The organism is Pseudomonas sp. AC211, from assembly GCF_979258055.1.
On sequence record NZ_OZ409830.1, the window covers coordinates 2,651,722 to 2,677,402 of the forward strand.

The 25,681-nt window shown below is 57.7% G+C and carries 22 protein-coding genes; 10 read left to right on the plus strand and 12 right to left on the minus strand.

The features are described 5' to 3' along the window. Positions 1-63: 63 nt before the first annotated feature. Together ACZZZP_RS12435 and kdgD are read right to left on the minus strand one after the other, a co-directional pair. Positions 64-1,509, minus strand: coding sequence for an aldehyde dehydrogenase family protein (locus tag ACZZZP_RS12435; protein WP_122495566.1), 1,446 nt, complete (start codon positions 1,507-1,509; stop codon positions 64-66). A gap of 64 nt (positions 1,510-1,573) precedes the next feature. After that, complete coding sequence (kdgD, locus tag ACZZZP_RS12440; RefSeq protein WP_122495564.1) at positions 1,574-2,485, minus strand: 5-dehydro-4-deoxyglucarate dehydratase; 912 nt, start codon at positions 2,483-2,485, stop codon at positions 1,574-1,576. A gap of 476 nt (positions 2,486-2,961) precedes the next feature. Here kdgD and ACZZZP_RS12445 point away from each other — a divergent pair, with 476 nt between their 5' ends. The 6 genes from ACZZZP_RS12445 (at position 2,962) to ACZZZP_RS12470 (ending at position 8,850) form a co-directional block, all read left to right on the plus strand. Further along, a complete protein-coding gene (locus tag ACZZZP_RS12445) occupies positions 2,962-3,777 on the plus strand; it encodes an NAD-dependent epimerase/dehydratase family protein (RefSeq protein ID WP_122495561.1) in 816 nt (271 codons plus the stop codon). Between the two features lie 60 nt (positions 3,778-3,837). Then, complete coding sequence (locus ACZZZP_RS12450; RefSeq protein WP_122495559.1) at positions 3,838-4,725, plus strand: glucurono-1,5-lactonase; 888 nt, start codon at positions 3,838-3,840, stop codon at positions 4,723-4,725. A gap of 74 nt (positions 4,726-4,799) precedes the next feature. Next, entirely contained in the window at positions 4,800-5,780 is a 981-nt protein-coding gene (locus tag ACZZZP_RS12455) for a TRAP transporter substrate-binding protein (protein ID WP_463382917.1), read from the plus strand. A 173-nt stretch (positions 5,781-5,953) separates the two neighbouring features. Then, entirely contained in the window at positions 5,954-6,478 is a 525-nt protein-coding gene (locus ACZZZP_RS12460; RefSeq protein WP_463382918.1) for a TRAP transporter small permease, read from the plus strand. Further along, positions 6,478-7,758, plus strand: a complete 1,281-nt coding sequence (locus tag ACZZZP_RS12465) for a TRAP transporter large permease (RefSeq protein ID WP_463382919.1) — start codon at positions 6,478-6,480, stop codon at positions 7,756-7,758. The genes ACZZZP_RS12460 and ACZZZP_RS12465 overlap by 1 nt, the downstream gene beginning before the upstream one ends. 171 nt (positions 7,759-7,929) lie before the next feature. Further along, positions 7,930-8,850 carry an EamA family transporter gene (locus ACZZZP_RS12470; protein WP_463382920.1) on the plus strand — a complete coding sequence of 307 codons (921 nt, stop codon included), beginning with the start codon at positions 7,930-7,932 and terminating at the stop codon, positions 8,848-8,850. Positions 8,851-8,856: 6 nt separating this feature from the next. Here ACZZZP_RS12470 and ACZZZP_RS12475 read toward each other — a convergent pair whose 3' ends face one another. Further along, the gene (locus ACZZZP_RS12475; protein WP_463382921.1) at positions 8,857-9,606 is read right to left on the minus strand and encodes a FadR/GntR family transcriptional regulator; all 750 of its coding nucleotides are present in this window, start codon (positions 9,604-9,606) and stop codon (positions 8,857-8,859) included. 146 nt (positions 9,607-9,752) lie between these two features. Between ACZZZP_RS12475 and ACZZZP_RS12480 the strand changes: the two genes are divergently transcribed. Next, entirely contained in the window at positions 9,753-10,619 is an 867-nt protein-coding gene (locus tag ACZZZP_RS12480) for an aldose 1-epimerase (protein WP_463382922.1), read from the plus strand. 146 nt (positions 10,620-10,765) lie between these two features. Here ACZZZP_RS12480 and ACZZZP_RS12485 read toward each other — a convergent pair whose 3' ends face one another. After that, on the minus strand, positions 10,766-11,527 hold the full coding sequence (locus ACZZZP_RS12485) for an SDR family oxidoreductase (protein ID WP_463382923.1): 762 nt from the start codon (positions 11,525-11,527) through the stop codon (positions 10,766-10,768). A gap of 234 nt (positions 11,528-11,761) precedes the next feature. Here ACZZZP_RS12485 and ACZZZP_RS12490 point away from each other — a divergent pair, with 234 nt between their 5' ends. Further along, positions 11,762-12,769, plus strand: a complete 1,008-nt coding sequence (locus tag ACZZZP_RS12490) for an NADP-dependent oxidoreductase (RefSeq protein ID WP_463382924.1) — start codon at positions 11,762-11,764, stop codon at positions 12,767-12,769. A gap of 90 nt (positions 12,770-12,859) precedes the next feature. Here the strand turns inward: ACZZZP_RS12490 and ACZZZP_RS12495 are convergent, their stop codons facing one another. From ACZZZP_RS12495 to ACZZZP_RS12505, 3 genes are all read right to left on the minus strand, one after another. Next, positions 12,860-15,358, minus strand: a complete 2,499-nt coding sequence (locus ACZZZP_RS12495; protein WP_463536558.1) for a C80 family cysteine peptidase — start codon at positions 15,356-15,358, stop codon at positions 12,860-12,862. Positions 15,359-15,429: 71 nt separating this feature from the next. After that, positions 15,430-15,750: a hypothetical protein gene (locus tag ACZZZP_RS12500; RefSeq protein WP_463382929.1), complete on the minus strand. Its 321-nt coding sequence runs from the start codon at positions 15,748-15,750 to the stop codon at positions 15,430-15,432. A gap of 280 nt (positions 15,751-16,030) precedes the next feature. Beyond that, complete coding sequence (locus ACZZZP_RS12505) at positions 16,031-17,356, minus strand: spinster family MFS transporter (RefSeq protein ID WP_463382930.1); 1,326 nt, start codon at positions 17,354-17,356, stop codon at positions 16,031-16,033. Positions 17,357-17,619: 263 nt separating this feature from the next. Here ACZZZP_RS12505 and ACZZZP_RS12510 point away from each other — a divergent pair, with 263 nt between their 5' ends. Both ACZZZP_RS12510 and ACZZZP_RS12515 read left to right on the plus strand, forming a co-directional pair. Continuing rightward, positions 17,620-18,192: a PadR family transcriptional regulator gene (locus tag ACZZZP_RS12510; protein WP_463382931.1), complete on the plus strand. Its 573-nt coding sequence runs from the start codon at positions 17,620-17,622 to the stop codon at positions 18,190-18,192. After that, positions 18,189-18,968, plus strand: coding sequence for a siderophore-interacting protein (locus ACZZZP_RS12515; protein ID WP_463382932.1), 780 nt, complete (start codon positions 18,189-18,191; stop codon positions 18,966-18,968). The genes ACZZZP_RS12510 and ACZZZP_RS12515 overlap by 4 nt, the downstream gene beginning before the upstream one ends. Here ACZZZP_RS12515 and ACZZZP_RS12520 read toward each other — a convergent pair. From ACZZZP_RS12520 to lon, 5 genes are all read right to left on the minus strand, one after another. Next, positions 18,955-19,752: a hydroxypyruvate isomerase family protein gene (locus tag ACZZZP_RS12520; RefSeq protein WP_463382933.1), complete on the minus strand. Its 798-nt coding sequence runs from the start codon at positions 19,750-19,752 to the stop codon at positions 18,955-18,957. The genes ACZZZP_RS12515 and ACZZZP_RS12520 overlap by 14 nt on opposite strands. Further along, positions 19,752-20,642 (minus strand): NAD(P)-dependent oxidoreductase, encoded by an 891-nt coding sequence (locus ACZZZP_RS12525; RefSeq protein ID WP_463382934.1) that lies wholly within the window; start codon positions 20,640-20,642, stop codon positions 19,752-19,754. Before ACZZZP_RS12525 ends, ACZZZP_RS12520 begins: the two co-directional genes overlap by 1 nt. Before the next feature lie 113 nt (positions 20,643-20,755). Next, positions 20,756-22,630, minus strand: coding sequence for a SurA N-terminal domain-containing protein (locus tag ACZZZP_RS12530; protein ID WP_463382935.1), 1,875 nt, complete (start codon positions 22,628-22,630; stop codon positions 20,756-20,758). Positions 22,631-22,856: 226 nt separating this feature from the next. Then, entirely contained in the window at positions 22,857-23,129 is a 273-nt protein-coding gene (hupB, locus tag ACZZZP_RS12535; RefSeq protein ID WP_003239952.1) for a nucleoid-associated protein HU-beta, read from the minus strand. Positions 23,130-23,266: 137 nt separating this feature from the next. Further along, complete coding sequence (gene lon / locus ACZZZP_RS12540) at positions 23,267-25,663, minus strand: endopeptidase La (RefSeq protein WP_463382936.1); 2,397 nt, start codon at positions 25,661-25,663, stop codon at positions 23,267-23,269. Positions 25,664-25,681 lie beyond the last annotated feature (18 nt).

Below are 25,681 nucleotides of genomic sequence, written 5' to 3' on the forward strand. Positions count from 1 at the left end.
TGGTTCGCGAGCGAGCTCGCGCCTACAACAGACGGAGCAGCAGGCGCTGCCCCGTCTTCGGGGTTAGCCGATGTAGGTGGTTTTAACGGTGGTGTAGAACTCGGCCGCGTAGCGACCTTGCTCGCGCGAACCGTAGGACGAGCCTTTACGGCCGCCGAACGGCACGTGGTAATCCACGCCAGCGGTAGGCAGGTTGATCATCACCATGCCGGCCTGGGCGTGACGTTTGAAGTGGTTGGCGTACTTCAGCGAGGTGGTGGCGATACCGGCCGACAAACCGAATTCGGTGTCGTTGGCCATCGCCAGTGCTGCTTCGTAATCCGCCACTTTCACCACGTTGGCCACCGGGCCAAAGATTTCTTCGCGGCTGATGCGCATCTCGGCCGAGCTGTCGGCAAACAGCGTTGGCGCCAGGAAGTAACCTTCGGTGTCGCAGGTCACCAAGCCGCCGCCAGTCACCAGACGGGCGCCCTCTTCCTGACCGATGCCGATGTACTTCATGTCCTGGTCGAGCTGGGCCTGGGAAACCACCGGGCCGATGTCGGTGCCGGCTTTCAAGGCGTGACCGACTTTGATCGACTTCATGCGCTCAGCCATGGCTTCGACAAATTTGTCGTGGATGCCGGCGGTAACGATCAAGCGGCTCGAAGCGGTGCAACGTTGGCCAGTGGAATAGAAGGCGCTTTGAACCGCCAGCTCCACCGCCACTTTGAGGTCGGCGTCGTCGAGGATGATTTGCGGGTTTTTGCCGCCCATCTCCAGCTGCACTTTGGCGCCACGGGCCACGCACTGAGCGGCAATGTTACGACCCACGCCCACGGAACCTGTGAAGCTGATGCCGTCCACTTTGCTGTTCTGCACGATGGTTTCACCGACCACACGGCCTGCGCCCATCACCAGGTTGAACACGCCAGCCGGGAAGCCGGCGCGGGAAATGATTTCGGCAATCGCCCAGGCGCAGCCCGGAACCAGATCAGCCGGTTTCAACACCACGCAGTTGCCATAGGCCAATGCCGGTGCCACTTTCCAGGCCGGAATGGCGATGGGGAAGTTCCACGGGGTGATCAGACCGACCACGCCCAGCGGCTCGCGGGTGACTTCTACCGATACGCCGGGGCGTACCGAGGCCAGCACTTCGCCGGCCTGACGCAGGCATTCGCCGGCGAAGAATTTGAAGATGTTGCCAGCACGGGTCACTTCGCCGATGGCTTCGGGCAGGGTTTTGCCCTCTTCACGGGCCAACAACGTGCCGAGCTCTTCACGACGGGCAAGAATTTCGCTGCCGACTTTATCCAGCGAATCGCTGCGCGCTTGGATGCCGGAGATCGACCAGGCCGGGAACGCGGCGCGGGCCGCTTCGATGGCTTCGTTTACCTGGGCGGCGTCGGCCTGGGCGTATTCGCCGATGACATCGGCAAGGTCAGACGGGTTGACGTTTTTCGAGTAGCTGGCACCGGCCACCCATTGGCCGCCGATGTAGTTGTCGAAACGCTGTTGTTGATTGGCCACGAGGAAAGCCTCCTTTAAAGAAACGGCAGCCGCTGAAGAGCGGCTGGCTGTTTTTGAACCCGACTTATTGCGGGCCTTGGGCGTGGATCAGAGCGGCGAGTTGTTCGTACTCGTCTTTGCTCAGGTCGGTCAGCGGAGCGCGAACCGGGCCGGCGTCGTAGCCGGAAATCTTGGCACCGGCTTTAACGATACTCACGGCATAACCGGCGCGCTTGTTGCGGATGTCGAGGTACGGCAGGAAGAAATCGTCGATGATTTTGCCGACGGTTTCGTGATCGTCACGGGCGATGGCATGGTAGAAATCCATGGCCGTTTTCGGGATGAAGTTGAACACCGCCGAGGAATAAACCGGTACGCCCAGTGCTTTATAAGCAGCGGCATACACTTCTGCGGTTGGCAGGCCACCGAGGTAGCTGAAACGGTCACCGAGGCGACGACGGATCGAGACCATCAGTTCGATGTCGCCCAGGCCGTCTTTGTAGCCGATCAGGTTCGGGCAACGCTCGGCCAGTTGTTCCAGCAGCGCTGGCGTCAGGCGGCAGACGTTACGGTTGTAAACCACCACGCCAATTTTTACCGACTTGCACACTTGCTCAACGTGCAGTGCCACGCCGTCTTGGCTGGCTTCGGTCAGGTAGTGCGGCAGCAACAGCAGACCTTTGGCGCCCAGGCGCTCAGCTTCTTGCGCCATCTCGATGGCTTGGCGAGTCGGGCCACCGACGCCAGCCAGAATCGGCACACTGCCGGCGCAGGTGTCTACTGCGGTTTTGATAACGGAGGAATATTCGCGGTTGGTCAGCGAGAAGAACTCGCCGGTACCACCTGCTGCGAACAAGGCCGACGCACCGTATGGCCCGAGCCATTCCAGGCGGCGGATATAGGATTCGGGGTTGAAATCGCCAGCCGCGTCGAAGTCAGTCACTGGGAAAGACAGCAGGCCGGAAGAGAGGATGGACTTCAGTTCTTGTGGATTCATTATTCGAACACCCTGTAAAGCGCGTAGTGGATTAAGGCGTGGCAGACCGATTGCCCTGATGCAAAACGAAAACAACGGGATCAATCGCAAACGCAGAGTTACGTTATCGTACAACTGTTGAGACTGTCATCCTCTTTTCTTAGCCGCTCATCTACGACTATAGGCGTACTGGTGTAGGAAACGTTCGCTGCCTTAGCCTAGAAAGGCAAGCCCGACTCGGCTATAGCCATTGAGCTAGAAGGGTTACTACCAAAGGCGCGTGACTCGCCGGTCGCGTTTCCCGATGACCGTTTATGTAGTCTAACGAGCAACCGAGGTGAGGAATTTTCTACCTAAGTCGCGTTGACAAACTTTACGGGGGCTGTTGATAATCGAGTCCAAGTCATACGACAACCGATAACAGCGCACCTCCCCTGGGTCTGTTATCCGAACGAACAAACCCATAAAAACAAACACAAGAATTTCAGGGACCAGTCATGACCACTCCAACTCCCTTCAATCGCCTTCTACTCACCGGTGCCGCTGGCGGCCTGGGCAAAGTGCTGCGCGAAACCCTGCGTCCTTACACCAAGGTGCTGCGCCTTTCCGACATCGCCGACATGGCCCCGGCCGCTGGCGAGCATGAAGAAGTGCAGCGCTGCGACCTCGCCGACAAACAAGCCGTGCACGATCTGGTTGAAGGCGTCGATGCCATTCTGCATTTCGGCGGTGTGTCGGTTGAGCGGCCGTTCGAAGAAATCGTCGGCCCGAACATTTGCGGCGTTTTCCACATCTATGAAGCGGCTCGCCGCCATGGCGTAAAGCGCGTGATCTTCGCCAGTTCGAACCACGTGATCGGCTTCTATAAGCAAGACGAAAAACTCGACGCCCTTTCCCCTCGCCGCCCGGACAGCTACTACGGTTTGTCCAAGTCCTACGGCGAAGACATGGCCAGCTTTTACTTCGACCGCTACGGCATCGAAACCGTGAGCATCCGTATCGGCTCCTCGTTCCCGGAACCGCAAAACCGTCGAATGATGCACACCTGGCTGAGCTTCAACGACCTCACCCAACTGCTCGAACGCGCCCTGTATACGCCCAACGTCGGCCACACCGTGGTCTACGGCGCCTCGGCCAACGCCACGCAATGGTGGGACAACCGCCTGGCCAGCCACTTGGGCTTTGAGCCCAAAGACAGCTCGGAAGTATTCCGCGCCAAAGTCGAGGCGCAGCCAATGCCGGCCGCTGATGACCCGGCGATGGTTTACCAAGGCGGTGCGTTCGTAGCGGCTGGCCCATTCGGCGACGACTGAGCCGCCCTGCTCTACCGCTGTAGCTGTTCTCATAAAAACAACACAAGAGAATGCGCTGTCATGGAAGCTGAACTGATTGTCGACGCCCGCAATGCCACCGGCGAAAGCCCGGTGTGGAGCGTGGCCGAACAAGCCCTGTATTGGGTGGATATTCCCGCCCAGCGCCTGCATCGCTGGGCTGCCAGCGATGGCCAGAGCACCAGTTGGCAAGCGCCAGAAATGCTCGCCTGCATTGCCCGCCATGTAGACGGCAGCTGGATTGCCGGCATGCAAAGCGGCCTGTTTCGCCTGAGCGCCAAAGACAACGGCAGTCTCGCCAGCAGCCCGCTCGCGGCGGTCAAACACGCCCACGCCGATATGCGCTTCAACGACGGCCGCTGCGACCGTCAAGGCCGCTTCTGGGCCGGCACAATGTTGCTCGACATGGCCGCCGGTTCACCGGTCGGCGCCTTGTATCGCTACAGCGCCGAGCAAACCGAACCGCTGACCGCGCAACTCACCGATTTCATCGTGCCCAACGGCCTGGGCTTTAGCCCGGATGGCCGCACCATGTACCTGTCCGATTCGCACCCCAGCGTGCAGAAAATCTGGGCCTTCGATTACGACATCGACAGCGGCACGCCGCACAACCGTCGCCTGTTCGTCGACATGAACCATCACCTGGGCCGCCCCGATGGCGCCGCCGTAGACGCCGACGGCTGCTACTGGATTTGCGGCAACGATGCCGGCCTGGTGCACCGTTTCACCCCCCAGGGAAAGCTCGACCGTTCCCTTGCCGTACCGGTGAAAAAACCGGCCATGTGCGCCTTTGGCGGCGCCGGGCTGGACACCTTGTTCGTCACCTCCATCCGCCCCGGCGGCGACCTCAGCGACCAGCCGTTGGCCGGTGGCGTGTTCGCCCTGCAGCCCGGAGTAAAAGGCCTGGAGGAACCGTTGTTCGCCTGCTGAACAACACGCCTGCGTCCCGATAACAAAGCGTCACCCAAGCCACCCGCAAACAAAAACAAAACCGGAGCTTTACGATGAACTTCAAACGTACCTTGCTGACCGCCGCCCTGCCCCTGGTGTTTTGCCTGTCCAGCAGCGCCCACGCCCTGAACATCAAATTCGCTGAGGTGCACCCCACCGGTTACCCGCCTGTCGTGGCTGAGCAAGCCATGGGCAAAAAACTCGAAGAACAATCGGGTGGCGAAATCACCTTCAAAATGTTCGCAGGCGGTGTGTTGGGTTCGGAAAAAGAAGTGGTTGAACAGGTGCAGCTCGGCGCCATTCAGATGACCCGTGTAAGCCTGGGCATCGTCGGCCCGGTTGTGCCGGATGTGAACGTGTTCAACATGCCGTTTATCTTCCGCGACCAGGCGCACATGCGCGCCGTGATCGATGGCCCGGTTGGCCAGGAGATTCTCGACAAGATCACCAACTCCGACTTCAACCTGGTGGCCCTGGCGTGGATGGATGGCGGCACCCGCAACCTCTACACCAAGAAACCAGTACGCAAGATGGCCGATCTCAAAGGCATGAAAATCCGCGTACAAGGCAACCCGCTGTTTATCGACACCATCAACGCCATGGGCGGTAACGGCATTGCCATGGCCACCGGTGAAATCTTCACCGCCCTGCAAACCGGCGTGATCGACGGCGCAGAAAACAACCCGCCAACCATGCTTGAACACAACCACTACCAGAACGCCAAGTTCTACACGCTCACTGGCCACTTGATTCTGCCGGAGCCGGTAGTGATCTCGAAAACCACCTGGGAAAAGCTCTCTCCCGAGCAGCAAGCCCTGGTGAAAAAACTGGCCCGTGAAGCGCAGTTTGAAGAACGCAAACTGTGGGATGAAAAATCCGCCAGCAGCGAAGCCAAACTGAAAGCGGCCGGCGTGGAATTCATCACCCTGACCGACGCTGAGAAGAAAGAGTTCGTCGACGCCACCGCGCCAGTCCGTGCGCAATACGGCGCGCCGTACGCCGAGCTGATCAAACGCATCGAAGCCGTTAAATAAAAAACTACTGCGCTCGGTTAGGCGGCGTTAAAGACAGATTCAAAAATGCTCATTGGCTACAGCCACCTGTCTTTTGCGCCTTGCCTAACCTTCGCTCGCTACGTTTTTACGCAATCGCAATTCAACAAAGCAGAAACACTCCCTCACCCTGACAACGCTGCTGGTGAAGTCCCATGAGAAACACGCTGTTGAGCATTAATGACCAGCTGTATCGACTCTGCATCGGCATTGCCGGGCTGTCGATTCTGGTCATGACTCTGATAATTCCCTGGGGCATCTTTGCCCGCTACGTGCTTGGCAGCGGTTCCAGCTGGCCTGAGCCCACGGCCATCTTGTTGATGGTGGTGTTCACCTTTTTCGGCGCCGCCGCCAGCTACCGCGCCGGTGCCCACATGGCTGTAAACATGGCCACCGAGCGCATGCCACCGGCTGTGCGTCAGGTACTGTCGGTTGTGGTGCAGCTGCTGATGGCGCTGATCTGCGTCTTCATGATTACCAAAGGCGCCAAGCTGTGCGCCGGCACCTGGAACCAGTTTCTGGGTGAAATGCCCGCGTTGCGCGTTGGCATCTCCTACCTGCCGATTCCAATTGGCGGCGTGATCACACTGATTTTTGTCTTGGAAAAACTCTTCCTGGGTGACCAGAGCAAGCGTCGCGTCATGAGCTATGACGTTGAAGAACCGATGGAGGCCAAATAATGGACGCGCTCATACTGCTCGGCAGTTTCGTTGTGCTGATCATGATCGGCATGCCGGTGGCGTACGCCCTGGGCCTGTCAGCGCTTATTGGCGCTTTCTGGATCGATATTCCGTTCGATGCGCTGATGATTCAGGTCGCAGGCGGCGTGAACAAATTCTCCCTGCTGGCCATTCCGTTCTTCGTACTGGCGGGCGCAATCATGGCCGAGGGCGGCATGTCCCGGCGCCTGGTGGCGTTGGCAGGCGTGTGCGTCGGCTTCGTGCGTGGCGGTCTGTCGTTGGTCAACATCATGGCCTCGACGTTCTTCGGCGCCATCTCTGGCTCGTCGGTAGCGGACACCGCTTCGGTCGGTTCAGTGCTGATTCCAGAAATGGAAAAAGCCGGCTATCCGCGCGAATACTCCACTGCCGTAACCGTCAGCGGTTCGGTACAAGCGCTGCTCACGCCGCCCAGCCACAACTCGGTGCTCTACTCGCTGGCTGCCGGTGGTTCGGTATCCATTGCGTCGCTGTTCATTGCCGGCATCGGTCCGGGCCTGCTGCTGAGCGCCGTGATGATGGTGCTGTGCATGGTGTTCGCCCGTAAGCGCAACTACCCGAAAGGCGAAGTGATCCCGCTGCGCCAGGCCATTAAAATTGCCGTTGAAGCGCTGTGGGGTTTGATGGCCATGGTCATCATTCTCGGCGGCATTCTGTCGGGCGTGTTCACCGCAACCGAGTCCGCTGCCATTGCGGTGCTGTGGTCGTTCTTCGTGACCATGTTCATCTACCGCGACTATAAATGGCGCGACCTGCCCAAACTGATGCACCGCGCGGGTCGGACCATTTCCATCGTGATGATCCTGATCGGCTTCGCCGCCAGCTTCGGTTACATCCTCACGCTGATGGAAATCCCGACCAAGATCACCACCGCGTTCCTGACCCTGTCAGACAACCGCTACGTGATCCTTATGTGCATCAACGTGATGCTGCTGATGCTCGGCACCGTCATGGACATGGCGCCGCTGATCCTGATCCTCACCCCGATTCTGCTGCCAGTGGTAACCGGTATCGGCGTCGACCCGGTGCACTTCGGCATGATCATGCTGGTGAACCTGGGGATCGGTTTGATTACGCCACCGGTGGGTGCGGTGCTGTTTGTCGGGGCTGCGGTGGGCAAGGTGTCCATCGAGTCGACCGTGAAAGCGCTGCTGCCTTTCTATGCCGCACTGTTCGCTGTGTTGATCGCCGTTACTTACATTCCAGCTATCAGCCTCTGGCTGCCAAGCGTGGTGCTCTAACCCGAACGTACGTCCTGTAGGAGCGGCTTTAGCCGCGATGCTCTTGACCCTCAAAAGCTCGCGGCTAAAGCCGCTCCTACAGTGACCCTCGGTTCCAAATGGATCCTTTTGTTTTAAGCAGCATTGGCCGCCCCCGTTTTCTTAGGTGCGGCCTTTTTTATAAGGATGGTCATGCCTAGCTCCGCCCTCTTCCCCCGTCATATCGCCGTGCTGATTCTGGCCCTGCTGGCCAGCAGCTTCGCCGGCAACCACATCGCCGCACGGATTGCGTTCGATCACGACACCGGCTTGTTGCTGGCGATTCTGTGTCGCTCGGGCGTGACCACGTTGGTGCTGGCGGGGCTGGTGTGGTGGCGGCGTGATTCGTTGCAGCTGCCCGCCGGCACCTGGCCGTGGCAGTTGGCGTTGGGGCTGTTGATCGCCACTCAGAGCTTTTGTGTGTATTCGACCGTGGCGCGTATTCCGGTGGCGTTGGCGCTGTTGATCGTCAATATCGCGCCCATTTTGTTGGTGCTGCTCACCTGGGCACTGGGCGGCGCACGGCCGACCCCGGGCGCCATGTTGCTGATGGGCGTGATTCTGTTTGGCCTGGTATTCGCGCTGGATGTGCCTTCGCGGCTCAACGGCGTGGACGACGGTATCGAGTGGGTCGAAGGCGTGCTGTTCGGTATTGGCGCGGCCATGGTGTTTGCCGTGGCGCTGTGGATTACCGACCACAAACTCGCCGGCATGGTCGGCACCGTGCGCAGCATGTTGACCATGCTCATCGTGTTTTCCAGCGTGGCCATTGCCGGCGTCAGCGGCGTGATGCCGGGCGGCCTCGGCTTGCCCTCGGCGCCCACCGGCTGGGTCGCGCTGGCGTGTTTGGTAGTGCTCTATGGCGTCGCGTTTTCCACCTTGTTCATCTGCATGACGCGCTTGGACATGGCGCGCAACGCGCCCGTGATGAACGTCGAACCGGTGGCCAGCCTGGTGTTCGGCTGGCTGATTCTGGGGCAGTTGCTCAGCCCCGGACAGATCATCGGCGGGCTGATTGTGGTGAGTGGCATTGTGCTGCTGACCTACCGGCGCAGCGGTCCGCGCCGTGGCTGAGGCCAGTTATTCCTGGCCGGCCTGGGCGGCTTCGTGGGCCTGACGCAGCCGTTCGCGGCTGTTGGTCAGGTGCAGGCGCACAGCAGCGCGAGCTGCATCGGAATCCTGGCGGGCAATGGCTTCGAAAATCTGCTCGTGCTCACGTTCAAGCCGGGCCATGTAATGGCGCTGATCATCATGGGCCAGGCGCGCCGAATTGATCCGCGTACGCGGAATGATGCTGGTACCCAGGTGGCTCATGATGTCGGTGAAATAGCGGTTGCCGGTGGCTTCGGCAATCAGCAGGTGAAACTGGAAATCCGAGGCCACCGCATCGCCCGAATGAGCCGCGCTTTCGCGCAAGGCATCCAGCACTTCACGCATGGCTTGCAGCTGCGCCGCGGTACGACGCTGCGCCGCCAGGCCAGCCGACTCCACTTCCAGGCTGATACGAAATTCGAGAATGGCCAACACGTCGCGCAGGGTGACGATGGTTGCCGGGTCGATGCGAAAACCGCTGGGGCTTGGGGTGTCGAGCACGAAGGTGCCGATGCCGTGACGGGTTTCCACCAGGCCCGAGGCCTGCAAACGCGACAGGGCTTCGCGCACCACGGTCCGGCTAACGCCCTGCGCTTCCATGATGGCCGACTCGGTGGGCAGTTTCTCACCCCGCTTGATCAAGCCATCGCGAATCTGCTGCGACAACTCGGTCACCAACTCTTGAGCGAGGCTGCGATGCTTGCGGCGCACACGTGGCTGGGGGCTTGGGATTTCCATGTCGACGGTCTTTCTCGGCTAACGGGCAGGCGGCCATCATATCCCAGCGGTTGTACGATGACACCCCTGCAAACGCGGCAAATCTGCGGCATAACGACACCAATGCGCACAGCAACGTGCGCCTTTCCCTACAGGCTGATGACCCCATGAATGCTAGCGATTTCGTCAGTATCGAAGACGCCCTCACCCGCCTCACCGTGGCCCCTTCCATTGGCGGCAGCCTGGTGGCCTGGAAGCGCCTGAGCGATCAGCTCGATTTGCTGCGCCCATGCCCGCCGGATATCGAAGGTCCACGGCAACTAGGCTGCTACCCATTGGCGCCTTGGTCCAACCGCATCAGCAACGGTGGCTTCGATTGCCCGCAAGGCTGGCTGGCACTGGAACCCAACGCCGCCAACGATCCCTTACCGATTCACGGCAGCGCCTGGCAGCAAGCGTGGCAGGTGGTGGAACACGGTCAGTCGAACCTGGTGCTGCGGCTGGACAGCAGCCTGCCGTTCGCCTACCGCGCCGAACAACATATTCGCCTGAACAACGGACGCCTTAGCATTCAGCTTCAGGTCACTCACCTGGCCGAACAACCGTGCTGGCATGGCCTGGGCTTGCATCCGTATCTACCGCGCACAACAAGCACGCGCTTACAGATTCATGCAGACCAGGTATGGCTGTGTGATGAAGGACGGTTGCCGACCGAACTGACTGAGCTGCCGCCAGCGTGGAATTTCCGCGACGGCGCCTCGCTACCGAACGAGCTGGTGGATAACGGCTTTACCGGCTGGGATGGTCGCGTGTTGATCAGCCAGGCGGATGCTGGCTATGAACTGGAAATGCAGGCGACGGGCAGCGAATTCTTTCTGCTGTTTTGCCCGCTCGATAAGCCGTTCTTTTGCGTGGAGCCGGTGAGCCATCCGGTAAACGCGCACCACCTGCCAGGGCGGCCGGGGTTGCGGTTGTTGGCGCAGGGAGAATCGTGTGAGCTGGGGTTTGAAGTGCAGTATCGGGCGCTGGTTTAGGCCGGCCGCCGCAGCCGTTGTAGGAGCGAGCTTGCTCGCGAAGCGCTTAACCCTCAAAAGCTTCGCGAGCAAGCTCGCTCCTACGGGATCGGCGAACATTCGCAGTCATTCGCGAGTGCGGTTGGCCGCGATGAATCAAACCCCAATCAAATAGCAGTCGACCCACCATCCACTGCCAACGAATGACCCGTGGTAAACGCGGCGTTGTCGCTGCACAGGTACATCACCGCGGCGGCAATTTCCTCAACCTTGCCGATACGGCCGACCGGGTGCATGGCGGCGACGAAGTTGGCTTTGGTTGGATCGGCCTCGTGGGCACGGCGGTACATGTCAGTGTCGATCACGGCCGGGCACACGGCGTTCACGCGAATTTTCTTCTTCGCATATTCAATCGCTGCCGATTTGGTCAGGCCGATCACGGCGTGTTTCGAGGCCGCGTAAATGCTCATCTTCGGCGCAGCGCCAAGGCCGGCCACCGAGGCGGTGTTGACGATGGCCCCGCCACCCTGCGCCATGATCAACGGCAGCTCGTACTTCATGCACAGCCACACGCCTTTGACGTTGACGCCCATGATCGCGTCGAACTCGGCTTCGTTGCCTTCAGCCACGCGGCCTTTTTCGATCTCGATGCCGGCGTTGTTGAACGCGTAATCCAAACGGCCATATGCCTCGACCACACCGGCCATCAGCGCTTGTACTTCCGCGTCTTTGGTTACGTCGCAGCGGATAAACGTGGCGTCGCCGCCGGCCTCGCGAATCAACTGCACCGTGCCTTCGCCGCCCGCTACGTCCACATCCGACACCACTACTTTCAGGCCTTCGGCCGCGTAAGCCTGCGCTGTGGCTCGGCCAATGCCGTTGGCACCGCCGGTGACCAGAGCAACCTGGCCGGAGAAAGTCATGCCCATTCCCTTATCCCTCTTTAGTGGTATCGAATTGTTCTGGCTGGCAAGTCTAGCCAGCCCCACGCACCGCGCGTCAGCACTATTGAAGGCCGCGAGTAGCCGTAATCCAGCGCAGTGATAAAGCACGGCGGCTGACCATTTAGCAGATGGATAAGCCTGCATTCCGCTAACGACCAAACCTTGCCCTCGGGCCGGCGGAGGTCTATCACCACTGTTTCCCTGCCACGAGTGAATGCCATGACCACCCAACTCAATCGCCAATTTCTGCTCGCCCAACGTCCCGTGGGCCTGCCGAGCCGCGACACATTCAGCTATGTGGAAAACGCAGTCGGCGAACCCGGCCCCGGTCAGATTCTGGTTAAAAACGAATACCTGTCTCTGGACCCGGCCATGCGCGGCTGGATGAACGATGCCAAGTCGTACATCCCGCCGGTGGGTATTGGCGAAGTGATGCGCGCGCTTGGCGTGGGCAAAGTAATCGCCTCGCAAAACGACAAATTCCCGGTCGGCACTTATGTGAACGGCGCACTGGGCGTTCAGGATTATTTCCTTGGCGAGCCCAAAGGCTTCTATCCGGTAGACCCTAATCGCGCGCCCCTGCCGCTGTACCTCTCGGCACTGGGCATGACAGGCATGACCGCCTACTTCGCGTTCCTGGATGTGGGCCAGCCAAAAGAAGGCGACACCGTGGTGATTTCCGGCGCGGCCGGTGCGGTGGGTAGCGTGGTCGGCCAGATCGCTAAAATCAAAGGCTGCCGTGTGATCGGCATCGCTGGCGGCGCCGAGAAGTGCAAGCTGCTCAAAGACGAGCTCGGTTTTGACGGCGTCATCGACTACAAAAACGAAGACCTGCACGCCGGCCTGAAACGTGAATGCCCGAAAGGCGTCGATGTGTATTTCGATAACGTCGGCGGCGAGATCCTTGACGCCGTGCTGACCCGCATCGCGCCGAAAGCACGCATCGTCATCTGTGGCGCCATCAGCCAGTACAACAACAAAGAAAACGTAAAAGGTCCGGCCAATTACCTGTCGCTGCTGGTCAACCGCGCACGCATGGAAGGCTTCGTGGTCATGGACTACGCCAGCCAATTCGCCGACGCCGCCAAAGAAATGGGCGGCTGGATGGGAGCCGGCAAGTTGAAGAGCAAGGAAGACATTGTCGACGGTCTGGAAACGTTCCCCGAGACCCTGTTGAAACTGTTCAGCGGTGAAAACTTCGGCAAGTTGGTGTTGAAGGTCAGCTAATTTAAACCCGCACCAATGCCCAATAAAAAAGCCTGGTGGCGGGTGACCGCGACCAGGCTTATGTTCGGATAATTACCGATCAGTAGATGACTAAAGCGTGTGTGACGGTGCCGATACCGATTTTTTTGACACTTTCACGATTTCAATTTTTTTGACTGCCAAGTTGTTGGATAGCTTACGGGACAGCGCGGCAACCACGCCTTTCTGTGAAGTAGCGTCTCCCACCGCTGATGAGTCTCTCAACACAGTGATTTTTGCGGTTCTAGTTGTATAGTCGTTAGGCGTGACAAACTGGCCAGCGACGTATTCCAGCCGACCACCGCCGAGATCCTTGAGCAGCAATGTATTCACTGGGTACTTTTGCAGCAGTTTATTGGCTTTAACCTGTGAACCGGAGTTGTTAGCCGAGTCGACGACTATTCGGTTCTGATATTTGGCTGGAACGTAACTCAGCTTTCCATCGTTCTGACCTTTCCAACCAATCAGTGATGAATTGGTTTTTTTAGCTTCCAGTGAGTTCATATAAATCCCAGGGTCGGCCACGTCGCCTTTACTTAACTCGCCCCAGCGCGGATGAAACTTCCCTGTCTCAAAATCTTGAAAGGCTGGGGTCAGGTTATAGACCCTTGAATTATCGATACCCGCTAATTCTTGGAGTGTCGGAATTAGGCGGCCGTTATGTTCGGAAATTGTTGTATGAAGCGCACCGAATGAACCGATCGTTCCCGGTCCGTTCAGACCTGGTAGTTTTTTTATGTTCCACGCCATGTATTTGTTGCGAAAATCCCTGTCGTAGTCGGGTCCAGTAAGCTCCTTTCGGCGAACATCAATAGGATAGATGTTGATGCCTGCTCTCATCGCGTCAATCAGCGTCTGACTATACGAACTGGAAAAATCTTCGCGACTTGAATAGAAATCAACAAGCCCGCGCAAAATTTCAGGATCTCTCCTCAGACGAGGACTAATTGTGGAAGTATCTAAATAATGCTCGACCGAGTCGTAACCTTTTTCCTTTACCAACTTTAGGACATTTTGCCCTCCATTGACCGCTAAATCCCTACTAAAAGGAACGTCTTCCACTAGCAGATTCTTTACCATTCCATCAGCAATTAGACTGCGGATGACTGTGTGCTGATCTGCAAAACCGTGATTTTCGCCAAACAGGACGGGGCCGTTAGAAAGTTGCGTTGAGACTTTATTTCTTATCTGCCGTAAGAAGTCATAACGCTCGCCGCTGATTGTCTCATTGGACTCGTACCACCTAACTATCTTCGCCTTGTAAGGCGTATTGGCCGATTCAAAACCGTCAGTGATCTTATTCGCCGCATCATCAGAGCTGCTGGATTGCGGCGCTTGCGCTTCTTTCGCCTGGGGCATTGCCCCTTTCCCATCAGCCGCTTTGGTTGCACCTTTTTTCGCAAGTGCGTTGTTGTCCGTTGCATCAACTTCGTAACGCTTGCCGTCCTTGTTAATGGCAATGGGTTTTTCGAAACCCTTGACTCTAACGAACGGCAAATCATCTTGCAGCTGGCCAGCCAAGCAGTTAGTACGGCAGCCGTTCAGTGTTAACTTATCTACCGGCTTGCCGAACTGGGATTCCACTTCTTTAACGAAACCGAGTACTTCCGTCGCATTCGCTGCGCCGATATGGTTTCCGATGCCATGTCCAACCACTTGCACTTTAAGCGTTTGCGTCGGATTCACTTGAGGCTCCCCGCCCACCAGAATCAAGCTGCCGTCTTTCAACCGAGCATATTGAGTGGTGTTGAAAGGATGCTTCTGGGCGAGATTTGCCGCGGCCTCGCGCACAACCTGATCTGTACCCACCTGCACCACAACGTGATGAGCATCGTCTGATCTCAACCGCGCCGTATCGAAAACACCGCCGGTCCGCTTGGTTGGCGCAGTGTTGTTAGCCTTACGCCTTAACACCGGCTCTGCAACGCTGCTCTCACCAGCCACATCGGTTTGCGCAACATTCTTCGCGGGACGGCTGGCAACGGGGGGCCCTTTCTTGGTCGCGCCGGCAACACTGCTCTCACCAGCCACATCGGTCTGCGCAACATTCTTCGCGGGACGGCTGGCAACGGGGGGCCCCTTCTTGGTCGCGTCGGCAACACTGCTCTCAACGGCCGCCGTGGTTTTAGGCGGCACGAGCATGTTTTGATATGGACTTTCTTCAGTGCTTCCTTTGCTCGTGTCTTTCAAGTTGGCATAAACATGTTCATCGGCATCGAAGCGTCCAGAGGCTAGATCCTTCGAGTATTCCAATAATTTCTCGTACTGCACGGCCGTCTGAACCATTAAATTGGCGATCTCGATCACCGGCACGCGATTGACGGCGCTGGATACCGTGGCGCCGGTGCTGCGATCCAGCAAAATTTCTGCGGTGGCCCAACTTGGAACAGCGGCCACCCACATAGAAAGTGCGAGATGCTTAATCGAAAAAGCCGGCGGTTTAGGTGCAACTGCACTAGCAGCAGGCCCCTGCCGCTGCCCAGGTTTGCGTTGGGCAGTAGCGATTTCGGCGACCGGAATTAAAAAACCTAAGGGTTTGCTGAAGATGAGGCGAAAACAATGTTTGTTCATAATGAGCTCAAGTTAAATAATCGTGATTTTGATTGCAGAAACCGGTTCTATATAAGCCGCCCTCCGCAACGCTAGTCGCCTTCTTCTTTTTGTTTAGGCGAAACTTTCGGGCTCGCCGACGAAGCCTCGCTCTTGCTTTGCTGCTTTATTTTTTGTTGGTTTTCCTTTAATTCCCGCGCGATTTTCTCCTCAAGTAATAACTTTTCGCGCCGGTCCGACTCCTGCTCGATAGGAGTTACACCTGAGGGATAATAAGATGTCGGTTTATCGGCACTAGCGGGGAGGCACACAAGAAGGGTAAAGCCGCCCACAGCAACGCCTGCGGCGTACTTTCGCAGCCACTCCTGACAACTCACGGTGAAAATATAAGACTTCCAGCTTTTTATATGCACGGCAGCAGTTCTATGCGGCGAAGAATAAAACTAAAGCTACGCCAAACAAGACAACGCGTGTGCAAGGGGCGACCGTGCCAAATGTATGAAACCTCCCTTAAAACAAGGGAAACTAATAAAACTACCGGCTGTTATTTATTTCAGCAGAAAAAATCGTACATAACGAAGTATTGTTTCTACAACAAGTAACGTACATTCATCGAGCGCAATGACCCTATCTTTCACGACTACAAATAAAAAAGGCCCGCAGCATGCGGGCCTTTTTATTTGTAGTCGTAAGTTATGCAGCGTTGGCTTCCATGGATTGCCGCATGGCCAGCGCATCTTTTGGCAAATGCCGCGCGGCCTGAATCAATGCCAACAGGGTCAGCAGCATCGCGATCGGTATAAGGTACATCGCGTCGTGCAAGCCAACCGCTTTAAACGCCTCGCTCATTTCGGCAGCACCTGCGGCATACATCGCTGAATGCGCGAAATGGTCGGACAGCCAACCAACCACGACTGGACCAAGCCCACCACCGAGCAGGTACAGACCGGCAAAGAAAAGTGCCATTGCGGTTGCACGCAGTCGCGGTTCGATTACGTCTTGAATCGAGGTGTAAACACAGGTGTAGAAGTTGTAGGAAAACAGCCAACCAAGACTAAAAATTGCCACGAACAAAGCAATGCTTCCGGCACCAAGCGATAACGCCCAGCCTGTCGCGACCGTAGAAATGGCCAGCGACGCCGCAGCCATCCACAGACGACCACGCTCGGAACGTTGGTGCGCCTTGTCGGCAAACCAGCCGCCGACCGTCAAGCCAACAAGCCCGGTAATGCCGACAATGATGCCGGTAGCAACTGCGGCCTGCCCCAGCGGCATCAGGAAGTAGCGCTGCAGCATCGGCACCATGAACGAGTTACAGGCATAGGTTGCGAAGTTGAAGCACAGCCCGGCGACCACCAGCCACCAGAATGTACGGATGCTCAACACCTTGAGAACCGGGCGATCGACCTTGACCGCCGCCACTTGCACCACCTCGGCCGCGCCACGCTGTGGTTCGCGGATGAAGAACATAAAGACGGCCAGGATCATGCCCGGAACGGCGGCGATGAAAAATGGCGCCCGCCAACTGCCAAAGGCTTCCACCATCGCACCGATGGTAAAGAAGGCGAGCAACAAGCCCAGCGGCAGGCCCAACATGAAAATACCCATGGCACGGGCGCGCTTGTTGGCGGGAAAGAGATCGCCGATCAGCGAGTTGGCGGCAGGCGCGTAACTTGCTTCACCGATGCCAACGCCCATGCGCACCAGAAGAAAGCTCCAAAATCCCGAAACGAAGCCGTTAACCGCAGTCAGACCGCTCCACACCATCAGTCCCCAGCCCATGATTTTGCTGCGCGAACCAGTGTCGGCCATGCGCCCCAACGGCACGCCGGCGATCGCGTAGACGATGGTAAAAGCGGTGCCAATCAGGCCGAGCTGCAGGTCGCTCAGGCTCCATTCATGGCGCAAGGGCTCGATGATGATCGCCGGAATGCTGCGGTCGAAGAAATTGAACAGGTTCGCAAGGAACAGCAAAAACAAGACACGCCAAGCATTGGCCGCCTGAGTAGCACTGGACATAAAGGAGTTCTCTTTTGTTGTTCTTATCTACGCTGACGTCGCCGCTACGCAAAAAACTGTAGGACAAAGCCCGAGGGTCCAATCTAGAGCCTCTGCGATGCGGTGTCTGTGAACATTCGTAAACCTTATGTAACGCGATTTTTTCTCGCTTTCTGCGCGGAGCTCTGGCGGAACGCGGCAGTTACCGCTGGTCGAAACGGCTTGCCAGATCTATACGATATATCTTACGTTATATCTTAGAAACCCGAGACGAGAGTAAAACGATGAGAGACCACCATCACCATCCCTTCCATATGCGTGAAACCGATGAGTTCGAACGCCGCCCCGGTGGGCGCGGCGGACGCGGACCACGGGTGTTTGCACCAGGCGATTTGAAACTGTTGTTGTTGGCGCTGATCGCTGAACAACCCAGCCACGGCTACGACCTGATCCGCCGAATTGAAGATATGTTTGAAGGCGCGTATGCCCCAAGCCCAGGGGTTATTTACCCAACGCTAACCTTTCTTGAAGAAAGCGACCTGATTGCCGGCGATGCGCAGCACGGCAAAAAGCTCTACACCGCGACCGACACTGGCCGCGCCTCGCTCGCTGAGCAGCAAGTGGCGCTGGACGGGCTCAGGGTGCGCTTGGAAGTCAGTAAACGCTCAATGCGCGGCCATGACCGGCCGGCACAAATTCACGAGGCGGTGCATAACCTGCGGCACGCGTTGCAGCTGCACCATGGGCAATGGAGCGAGGCGGAAATCATCCGCGTGCGCGATTTGCTGAATGCCGCCGCCACCGCCATCGCTGCCGGCCCACAGCCGGCTCCAACCAACCCGGAGAGCGCGCAATGACACAACCCAACGCAGCGGGCATTCACCGCGTGATGCATGAAATTAAACGTCGTCGCCTGGATGTGATCCGCGTTACCGAGCTGACCCCCCATATGCGCCGCATCACCCTTGGCGGCCCGGACCTAGCGGGTTTTATCAGTTTGGGAAGCGACGACCATATAAAACTGTTTTTCGCCCAGACACCGGAGCAGCAAGCGGCGCTGGAAGCACTCCACGCTGGAGCGGAAACCGAGGGGCCCAAGCCGGCGATGCGCGACTACACGCCGCGCCGTTACGACGCGGCGGCGGGCGAGTTGGATATCGATTTCGTGCTGCACGGCGACGGCCCCGCTTCCACCTGGGCAGAGCAGGCAGCACCGGGGCAGCACCTGTATGCAGGCGGGCCACGCGGTTCGATGATCGTGCCCGACATGTTCGACAGCTACTTACTGATCGGCGACGAAACCGCTCTGCCCGCTATTGCACGGCGCCTAGAGGAACTACCGCCCGGGCGTCAGGTGCTGGCGTTGATCGAAGTGGCCGACGCCGCCGAGCAGCAAACCTTGCGCAGCGCGGCGAACGTGGCGGTGCAATGGTTGCACCGAGACCAGGGGGAGAATCTGCTCAGCGCGGTGAAAACCATCACGCTGCCGAGTGGCTCGCTGTACACCTGGATCGCCGCGGAGTCGGCAACATCGCGTCGCGTGCGTCGCGTACTGCTCAATGACTTCGGTGTTGACGAGAACTTTCTGAAGGCCGCTGGCTATTGGAAGCTCGACAGCACTACTGAGGACTAAGCATCCCGGCGCTGCGCCATTGCGAAAGCCAGGCCAGGGAAGCGTCGGTCCCCTCGCTGGGGCGGTATTCGGCACTCAGCCAGCCCGTGTATCCGGCCTGGCGCAACGCCTCCAAGGCCGAGGCGAAATCAATGCTGCCGGTGCCTGGCTGATTGCGGCCAGGACAGTCGGCGAACTGTACGTGGCCAATCACTCCTGCCAAATCGGCAATTGCCTGAGACAAATCCAGGCCCTGGCGCGCCATGTGGTAAAGGTCGAGCTGGGCGGCGAAATTTTCGTGATTCACGGCGTTGACTAGCGCGCGCAATTGCTCCGGCGTGTTGATTAAGAAGCCTGGCATATCCAGGGGATTGATCGCCTCGCTGAGCACTTTAATTCCCAAAGGCCGGAAGGCTTCGGCTGCCATCCGCACGTTATCGACGAGCGTCGCAAGCGCTTGGTCGCGGCTCACGCCTTGAGCCAGGCGCCCTGGCAACACGTTGACACATTGCGGGCGCACCATGGCAGCGTAGGTAAGCGCCTCCTGCAAAGCCTGGGCAAACGCCTCGCGACGCTCGGGCACGGCGGCCAGGCCTGGGCCGCCAGAGGCAAGGTCGGGCGCAGCGATGTTGAGTAGTAGCAACGGCAGCCCGGCAGCCGCCAAGGCTTCCTTGAACTGAATAGCCGGGACTTCATAGGGATATTGCACTTCGACGCCTGAAAAACCCGCCGCAGCGGCAGCGCCGATACGCTTGAGCAGCGGTAGCTCGGTGAACAGCAGGGAGATATTGGCCGCGACGTTCATCAATGCTTCTCCCGGTACAGTTCAATAAGCGTTGCCGGGTCGCGCTCAAGATTGCCGACGTTGGCGCCATGCAAGCGCATCAGTTGCGCAGCCAATGCGCTGATCGGGGTACTTGAGTCATGCTCACGAGCAAGTTTCACGGCAGTATCCAAGTCTTTCAGTAAGGTGCGCACATGCCACTTGATGGGCTCGAATTGGCTCGCGGCCATTTGCGGCGCGAGAATTTGCAGCGGCTTGGAATCAGCGAAGCCACCGGCCAAAGCTGAAGCCAGCACACCCGCATCGACGCCGGATTTTTCCGCTAGCGCGACGACTTCAGCAATCACCAGCGCATTGCAGGAAACGATCATTTGATTGCATACCTTGGTGACTTGGCCCGCCCCTACGGAGCCCATACGGGTGAGACGCTGCCCCAGGTTCATCAGGACAGGGCGAACGCGCTCAATGTCCACTTCGCGCCCACCGGCCATAATGGTCAATGTGCCCGCCTCGGCACCGGCCACGCCTCCCGATACCGGAGTGTCCAGCCAATGCATGCCAGTACGGCTTTCCAATTCAGCGGCCATTTCCCGGGTGGCGGCAGGTTCCAGGCTGGAGAAATCGACAAGTAACTGCCCCGCTTTCGCGCCGTCCTTTACGCCGTTTTCGCCGAACACGACCTTGCGCACGACGCGCGTATCGGCGAGGCACAACATCACCACATCGGCGTGAGCGCACAGCTCGGCAGGGGTGCTGACCTGGCGGGCACCGGCGGCTACCAACGGCGCGCATTTCTCCGGTGAACGGTTCCAGACGGTCAGGGTGTAGCCGGCCGACAACAACCGCTGACACATGGGCAGCCCCATCAGGCCGATGCCAGCAAAGGCAATAGAAGGAAGGGACGCGTGCATCGAAGACTCCAACGGCGGCAGAAAACGGCCATCTTAACGCTCGCCCTCTGCCGCCGGCACCCCAATAAAAAGCCCCGCATAACGCGGGGCTTTTTATTGGCTAAATCGAATGCTTAGAAACGCTCGATTTTCGCCTTGGCTTCCAGTTCGGCGCGGAACGCAGCGAAGTCTTGCTGGCCACTGCGCGACGCGAGGAAGCGGCGGTACATCGCCTTGTCTTCTTCGCTCAAGCTTTCCTTCGGCTCGCTGACACCTTTGAGCTGCACGACGACATAGTCGCCGTTAGCCAGGGTGACGCCGGTGAAGGTGGGTTTGTCGGCCGATTCCGGTTTGCTCATGCGAAACAGCGCCTGCAACACGGAAGGTTCGATACCTTCCTGGCTACGGGTTGCAGCTTCCACGACCTTCCAGTCTTGCTGACCTTTGGCCTGAGCGACTGGGGTTTTGCCCTCGCGCAGATCAGCCACCATCGCCTTGCCTTTGGTTTCCACCGCCTCAGCGGCGCGCAATTGAATCAAGTGCTCGCGAATCGCAGCGGTGACTTTTTCAAGCGGCTGCTGCTCGGGCCTTTTGTGCTCTTTGACGCGCACAATCACCACGGTGTCGGGATCGAGTTCGATGGCTCCGCTGTTCGAGCCTTCTTCCAACACTTCCGGGCTGAACGCTGCCTGCAACACCTGACGGTTCGCGGTCAGACCCTCTCCCCCTTCGCGACCGAACGGCGCGCTGGTTTGCACCTGCAGGCCCTGTTCTTGCGCGGGTTGGCTGAGGTCCGACGCTTCGAATGCGGAGTCTTCGAGCGCCTTGCTGGCCTCAACGAATTTCTGCTCAACCTGCGCGGTTTTCAGCTCGCGGGTCAGTTTATCTTTCAAGCTGGCGAGGGTCGGTATTTCGGGTGCCTGAACGCCCAGCAACTTGATGATGTGCCAGCCGAAACTGCTGCGTACCGGGGCCGAAACAGCGCCTTTGTCCAACGCATAGAGTGCTTCTTCGAAGGCAGGATCGTAGACACCTTTACCGGCATAGCCGAGGTCGCCACCGCTAGCTTTGGAGCCTGGATCTTCGGACAGCTCTTTGGCCAACTTGGCGAAATCTTCGCCTTTGTCCAGACGCTGCTTGATCTCATCAATCTTCGCTTTAGCCTGCTCGTCGGTTTGCTTGTCGGTCACTTCGATAAGAATGTGCGCGGCCTCGCGTTGCTCAGCGAGGTTGGCAATTTCTTTCTCGTACGCGGCTTGGAGGTCCTCATTGCTGACCTCCACCTTGCTGAAGAACGCTTCTTTCTTCAGCTCGATATAATCAAGAACGACCTGTTCCGGACTCATGAACTGACTGGCGTTTTCGTCGTAGTAGGCTTTGATGTCATCGTCAGAAAGCTTCACCGCTTTGGGATCCGCCTTGAGCGTCAACGTCGCGAAGTCACGGGTCTGTTTTTCCAGACGGGCGAAGTTTTGCACTTCTTCGTCAGTCACAAAGCCGCTACCGGACACGCCTGCACGCAACTGGCCGATGAGCATTTCTTGCTCAAGCATTTGACGGAACTGGAGACGGGTGTGCCCCATCTGCCGAATAACCTGGTCGAAACGGTCGGAGTTGAATTTGCCGTCTACCTGGAACTCTGGGGTGTTCAGAATCAACTGATCCAGAGCGGGCTGGGAAAATGCGAAATGTGCGTCTTTGCTGCTCTGCAGCAGCAGTTTGCGCTCGATCAAACTTTTCAAAGCTGCTTCACGCAGCAGTTTATCGTCGAGCAGCGAAGCGTCGAAATCTTTACCGAGGCGTTGCATCAACTGGCGACGCTGGGCTTCCATCGCCTGGCTCAGTTCGTTTTGGCTTACTTCTTCACCATTGACCTTGGCAGCCTGTTGCGCGGTGCTTTGAGAAGTGAAAATAGCCTCAATGCCCGTGAATGCCATTAAGGCAACGATGACACCGATGATGGTCTTGGCAATCCAGCCTTGTGAATTGTCCCTGATGTTCTGCAGCATGCGTCCCCCAGAAACGACCGTACTGAAATAAGCGGCCGTGGAGCGTGGGTAGAATCCGGATAGAAGAAAGGCGCATCCGAGGATGCGCCTTCTCGTAGCTGGCGGGGCGATCAAGGCTCGTATCGAACCTCGTTGCGCGGAGCCGGTAATCTAACCAGCTCTGCTCTACCGCCTCGCGACTCGGCCAGCATTACGCTGGCCGAGGTGGGCAAAACCAGAAAGACGCTTAGTTAACGGCGTCTTTCAGAGCTTTACCAGCTTTGAAGCCTGGGATCTTAGCAGCAGCGATGCTGATCGGCTTACCAGTCTGTGGGTTACGGCCAGTACGAGCAGCGCGCTCTTTAACAGCGAAAGTACCGAAGCCTACCAGTACAACCGAATCACCAGCCTTGAGAGCGCCAGTTACGGATTCGATTACTGCGTCCAGCGCACGGCCAGCTACAGCTTTCGGGATATCAGCAGATGCAGCGATAGCATCAATCAGTTCCGACTTGTTCACTCTAAGTCCCCTTATTCCTGTTTGAGTTTATTTCTTAATTTTTGGGTGAAAGCAAAAACGGTGCTGGAAGGCCATTTGGCACAAGAAGAGCCGCTTTATAACAAGGGCTCTAAAAATGTGTCAAGGAAGCCCCCCGGCTAATGCGTGCTAATTCGCTCCTTGGAATCAGTCTCGCGTTTGTCATCCTTTGCAACCATCTCCGGAGCCGCATCGGGCAAGGGCTCCGGCGCGTATTGCAGCGCAATTTGCAGGACCTCGTCAATCCATTTAACCGGTTTAATCTGCAGGTCAGCCTTAATATTCTCTGGAATCTCTTTCAGATCACGAACGTTCTCTTCGGGAATAATCACAATCTTGATTCCGCCGCGATGAGCCGCAAGAAGTTTTTCTTTCAAGCCGCCGATTGCGAGAACTTGACCGCGCAAAGTGATCTCGCCAGTCATGGCCACATCTGCTCGAACCGGTATTTGCGTAAGCGCTGAAACCAGGGCCGTACACATGCCTACGCCGGCGCTGGGGCCATCTTTAGGGGTCGCCCCTTCCGGCATGTGAATGTGAATGTCGCGCTTCTCATGGAAGTCGAGCGCGACCCCCAGACTCTTGGCTCGACTGCGCACCACGGTGAGTGCTGCGGTAATGGATTCCACCATTACATCGCCCAAAGAGCCGGTCTTTATCAACTGGCCTTTGCCAGGCACAACAGCCGCTTCGATCGTCAGCAACTCGCCGCCAACCTGGGTCCACGCAAGCCCGGTGACCTGCCCAATCTGATCTTGCTGCTCGGCCAGTCCGTAGCGGTATTTACTGACTCCGAGAAAGTGCTCGAGCGAGTCAGCAGCCACGACGACTTTCATACGCTTCTCACGGAAATGCTCTTTAACGGCCTTCCGGCAAACCTTCGCAATCTGACGCTCGAGACTACGGACACCCGCTTCGCGTGTGTAGTAGCGGATCATGTCGCGGATCGCAGCCTCCTCGAACTCAAGCTCACCTTTCTTCAAACCGTTGGCTTGAAGCTGTTTCGGTGCGAGGTATTTCACCGCGATATTGACCTTTTCGTCTTCCGTATAGCCTGGTAGACGAATCACTTCCATACGATCCAGCAAAGGCGCTGGAATGTTCATGGAGTTCGCTGTACAGAGGAACATCACATCTGACAGGTCGTAATCAACCTCCAGGTAATGGTCGTTAAAATTGTGATTTTGCTCTGGGTCGAGCACCTCGAGCAACGCCGAGGCGGGATCCCCGCGCATGTCCTGTCCCATCTTGTCGATTTCGTCGAGCAAGAAGAGCGGGTTGCGCACGCCAACCTTCGTCATCTTCTGAATCAGGCGACCCGGCATGGAACCAATATAGGTACGGCGGTGACCGCGGATTTCAGCCTCGTCGCGCACGCCCCCTAGCGCCATACGTACGAACTTGCGGTTGGTCGCGTGAGCAATCGACTCCGCCAGGGAGGTTTTACCCACACCAGGTGGGCCAACAAGACAGAGCACGGGACCTTTCACCTTTTTCACGCGCTTCTGCACGGCGAGATATTCGAGGATGCGCTCTTTTACTTCTTCGAGGCCGTAATGGTCGGCGTCGAGAATGTCTTCGGCTTTGGCGAGATCCAGGCGAACTTTACTTTCAGCTTTCCACGGCACATTCACTAGCCAATCAATATAGGAGCGAACCACAGTTGCTTCGGCTGACATCGGCGACATCTGCTTCAGCTTGTTCAGCTCAGCCTGTGCCTTGGTGTGCGCTTCCTTAGTAAGGCCGGCGTTCTCGACTCGCTTCTTCAATTCGTCGAGTTCGTTATGGCCTTCGTCGCCATCACCCAATTCTTTCTGAATGGCCTTCATCTGCTCATTCAAGTAGTACTCGCGCTGGCTCCGTTCCATCTGCTTTTTAACGCGGCCGCGAATGCGCTTCTCGACCTGCAGCAAATCGATTTCAGCATCCAGCAGAGCCAACACGTGCTCAACCCGCTGGGCGAGCTCAGTTATCTCGAGGATTTCTTGCTTCTGTTCGATTTTCAGCGCCATGTGCGCCGCCATGGTGTCAACCAGGCGGCTGGGCTCATCGATACTATTGAGGGAAGACAAGACCTCGGCCGGCACCTTCTTGCCGAGCTGAACATATTGCTCGAACTGGCTCAGAAGGCTGCGGGTGAAGACTTCCGATTCGCGCTCGGCGGCATCGACTTCTTCAATCAACGCGACCTGCGCACGGCAATGGCCGTCGATCTCGATGAAGCGCTCGATAGCGCCGCGCTGCTCGCCTTCGACCAATACCTTTACTGTGCCGTCGGGCAGTTTCAGCAATTGCAGCACGGTGGCTACGGTACCGACGCGGTAAAGCGCGTCTTCAGTAGGATCGTCATCTGCAGGGTTCTTTTGCGCGACTAGCAAGATCTGCTTGTCGCCGCTCATCGCAGCCTCAAGGGCTTCAATAGATTTTTCGCGCCCCACAAACAGCGGGATCACCATGTGTGGGTAGACCACGACATCACGCAGTGGCAAGAGAGGCAATTCGACTGTTGTCTTCATGATTTTCAGCTCTACGGC

Bases quoted from the DNA above. Each gene is read 5' to 3' on its own strand.
- kdgD (WP_122495564.1), bottom strand. From the start codon at position 2,485: ATGAATCCACAAGAACTGAAGTCCATCCTCTCTTCCGGCCTGCTGTCT.
- ACZZZP_RS12445 (WP_122495561.1), top strand. From the start codon at position 2,962: ATGACCACTCCAACTCCCTTCAATCGCCTTCTACTCACCGGTGCCGCT.
- ACZZZP_RS12450 (WP_122495559.1), top strand. From the start codon at position 3,838: ATGGAAGCTGAACTGATTGTCGACGCCCGCAATGCCACCGGCGAAAGC.
- ACZZZP_RS12455 (WP_463382917.1), top strand. From the start codon at position 4,800: ATGAACTTCAAACGTACCTTGCTGACCGCCGCCCTGCCCCTGGTGTTT.
- ACZZZP_RS12460 (WP_463382918.1), top strand. From the start codon at position 5,954: ATGAGAAACACGCTGTTGAGCATTAATGACCAGCTGTATCGACTCTGC.
- ACZZZP_RS12465 (WP_463382919.1), top strand. From the start codon at position 6,478: ATGGACGCGCTCATACTGCTCGGCAGTTTCGTTGTGCTGATCATGATC.
- ACZZZP_RS12470 (WP_463382920.1), top strand. From the start codon at position 7,930: ATGCCTAGCTCCGCCCTCTTCCCCCGTCATATCGCCGTGCTGATTCTG.
- ACZZZP_RS12475 (WP_463382921.1), bottom strand. From the start codon at position 9,606: ATGGAAATCCCAAGCCCCCAGCCACGTGTGCGCCGCAAGCATCGCAGC.
- ACZZZP_RS12480 (WP_463382922.1), top strand. From the start codon at position 9,753: ATGAATGCTAGCGATTTCGTCAGTATCGAAGACGCCCTCACCCGCCTC.
- ACZZZP_RS12485 (WP_463382923.1), bottom strand. From the start codon at position 11,527: ATGGGCATGACTTTCTCCGGCCAGGTTGCTCTGGTCACCGGCGGTGCC.
- ACZZZP_RS12490 (WP_463382924.1), top strand. From the start codon at position 11,762: ATGACCACCCAACTCAATCGCCAATTTCTGCTCGCCCAACGTCCCGTG.
- ACZZZP_RS12495 (WP_463536558.1), bottom strand. From the start codon at position 15,358: ATGAACAAACATTGTTTTCGCCTCATCTTCAGCAAACCCTTAGGTTTT.
- ACZZZP_RS12505 (WP_463382930.1), bottom strand. From the start codon at position 17,356: ATGTCCAGTGCTACTCAGGCGGCCAATGCTTGGCGTGTCTTGTTTTTG.
- ACZZZP_RS12510 (WP_463382931.1), top strand. From the start codon at position 17,620: ATGAGAGACCACCATCACCATCCCTTCCATATGCGTGAAACCGATGAG.
- ACZZZP_RS12515 (WP_463382932.1), top strand. From the start codon at position 18,189: ATGACACAACCCAACGCAGCGGGCATTCACCGCGTGATGCATGAAATT.
- ACZZZP_RS12520 (WP_463382933.1), bottom strand. From the start codon at position 19,752: ATGAACGTCGCGGCCAATATCTCCCTGCTGTTCACCGAGCTACCGCTG.
- ACZZZP_RS12525 (WP_463382934.1), bottom strand. From the start codon at position 20,642: ATGCACGCGTCCCTTCCTTCTATTGCCTTTGCTGGCATCGGCCTGATG.
- ACZZZP_RS12530 (WP_463382935.1), bottom strand. From the start codon at position 22,630: ATGCTGCAGAACATCAGGGACAATTCACAAGGCTGGATTGCCAAGACC.
- lon (WP_463382936.1), bottom strand. From the start codon at position 25,663: ATGAAGACAACAGTCGAATTGCCTCTCTTGCCACTGCGTGATGTCGTG.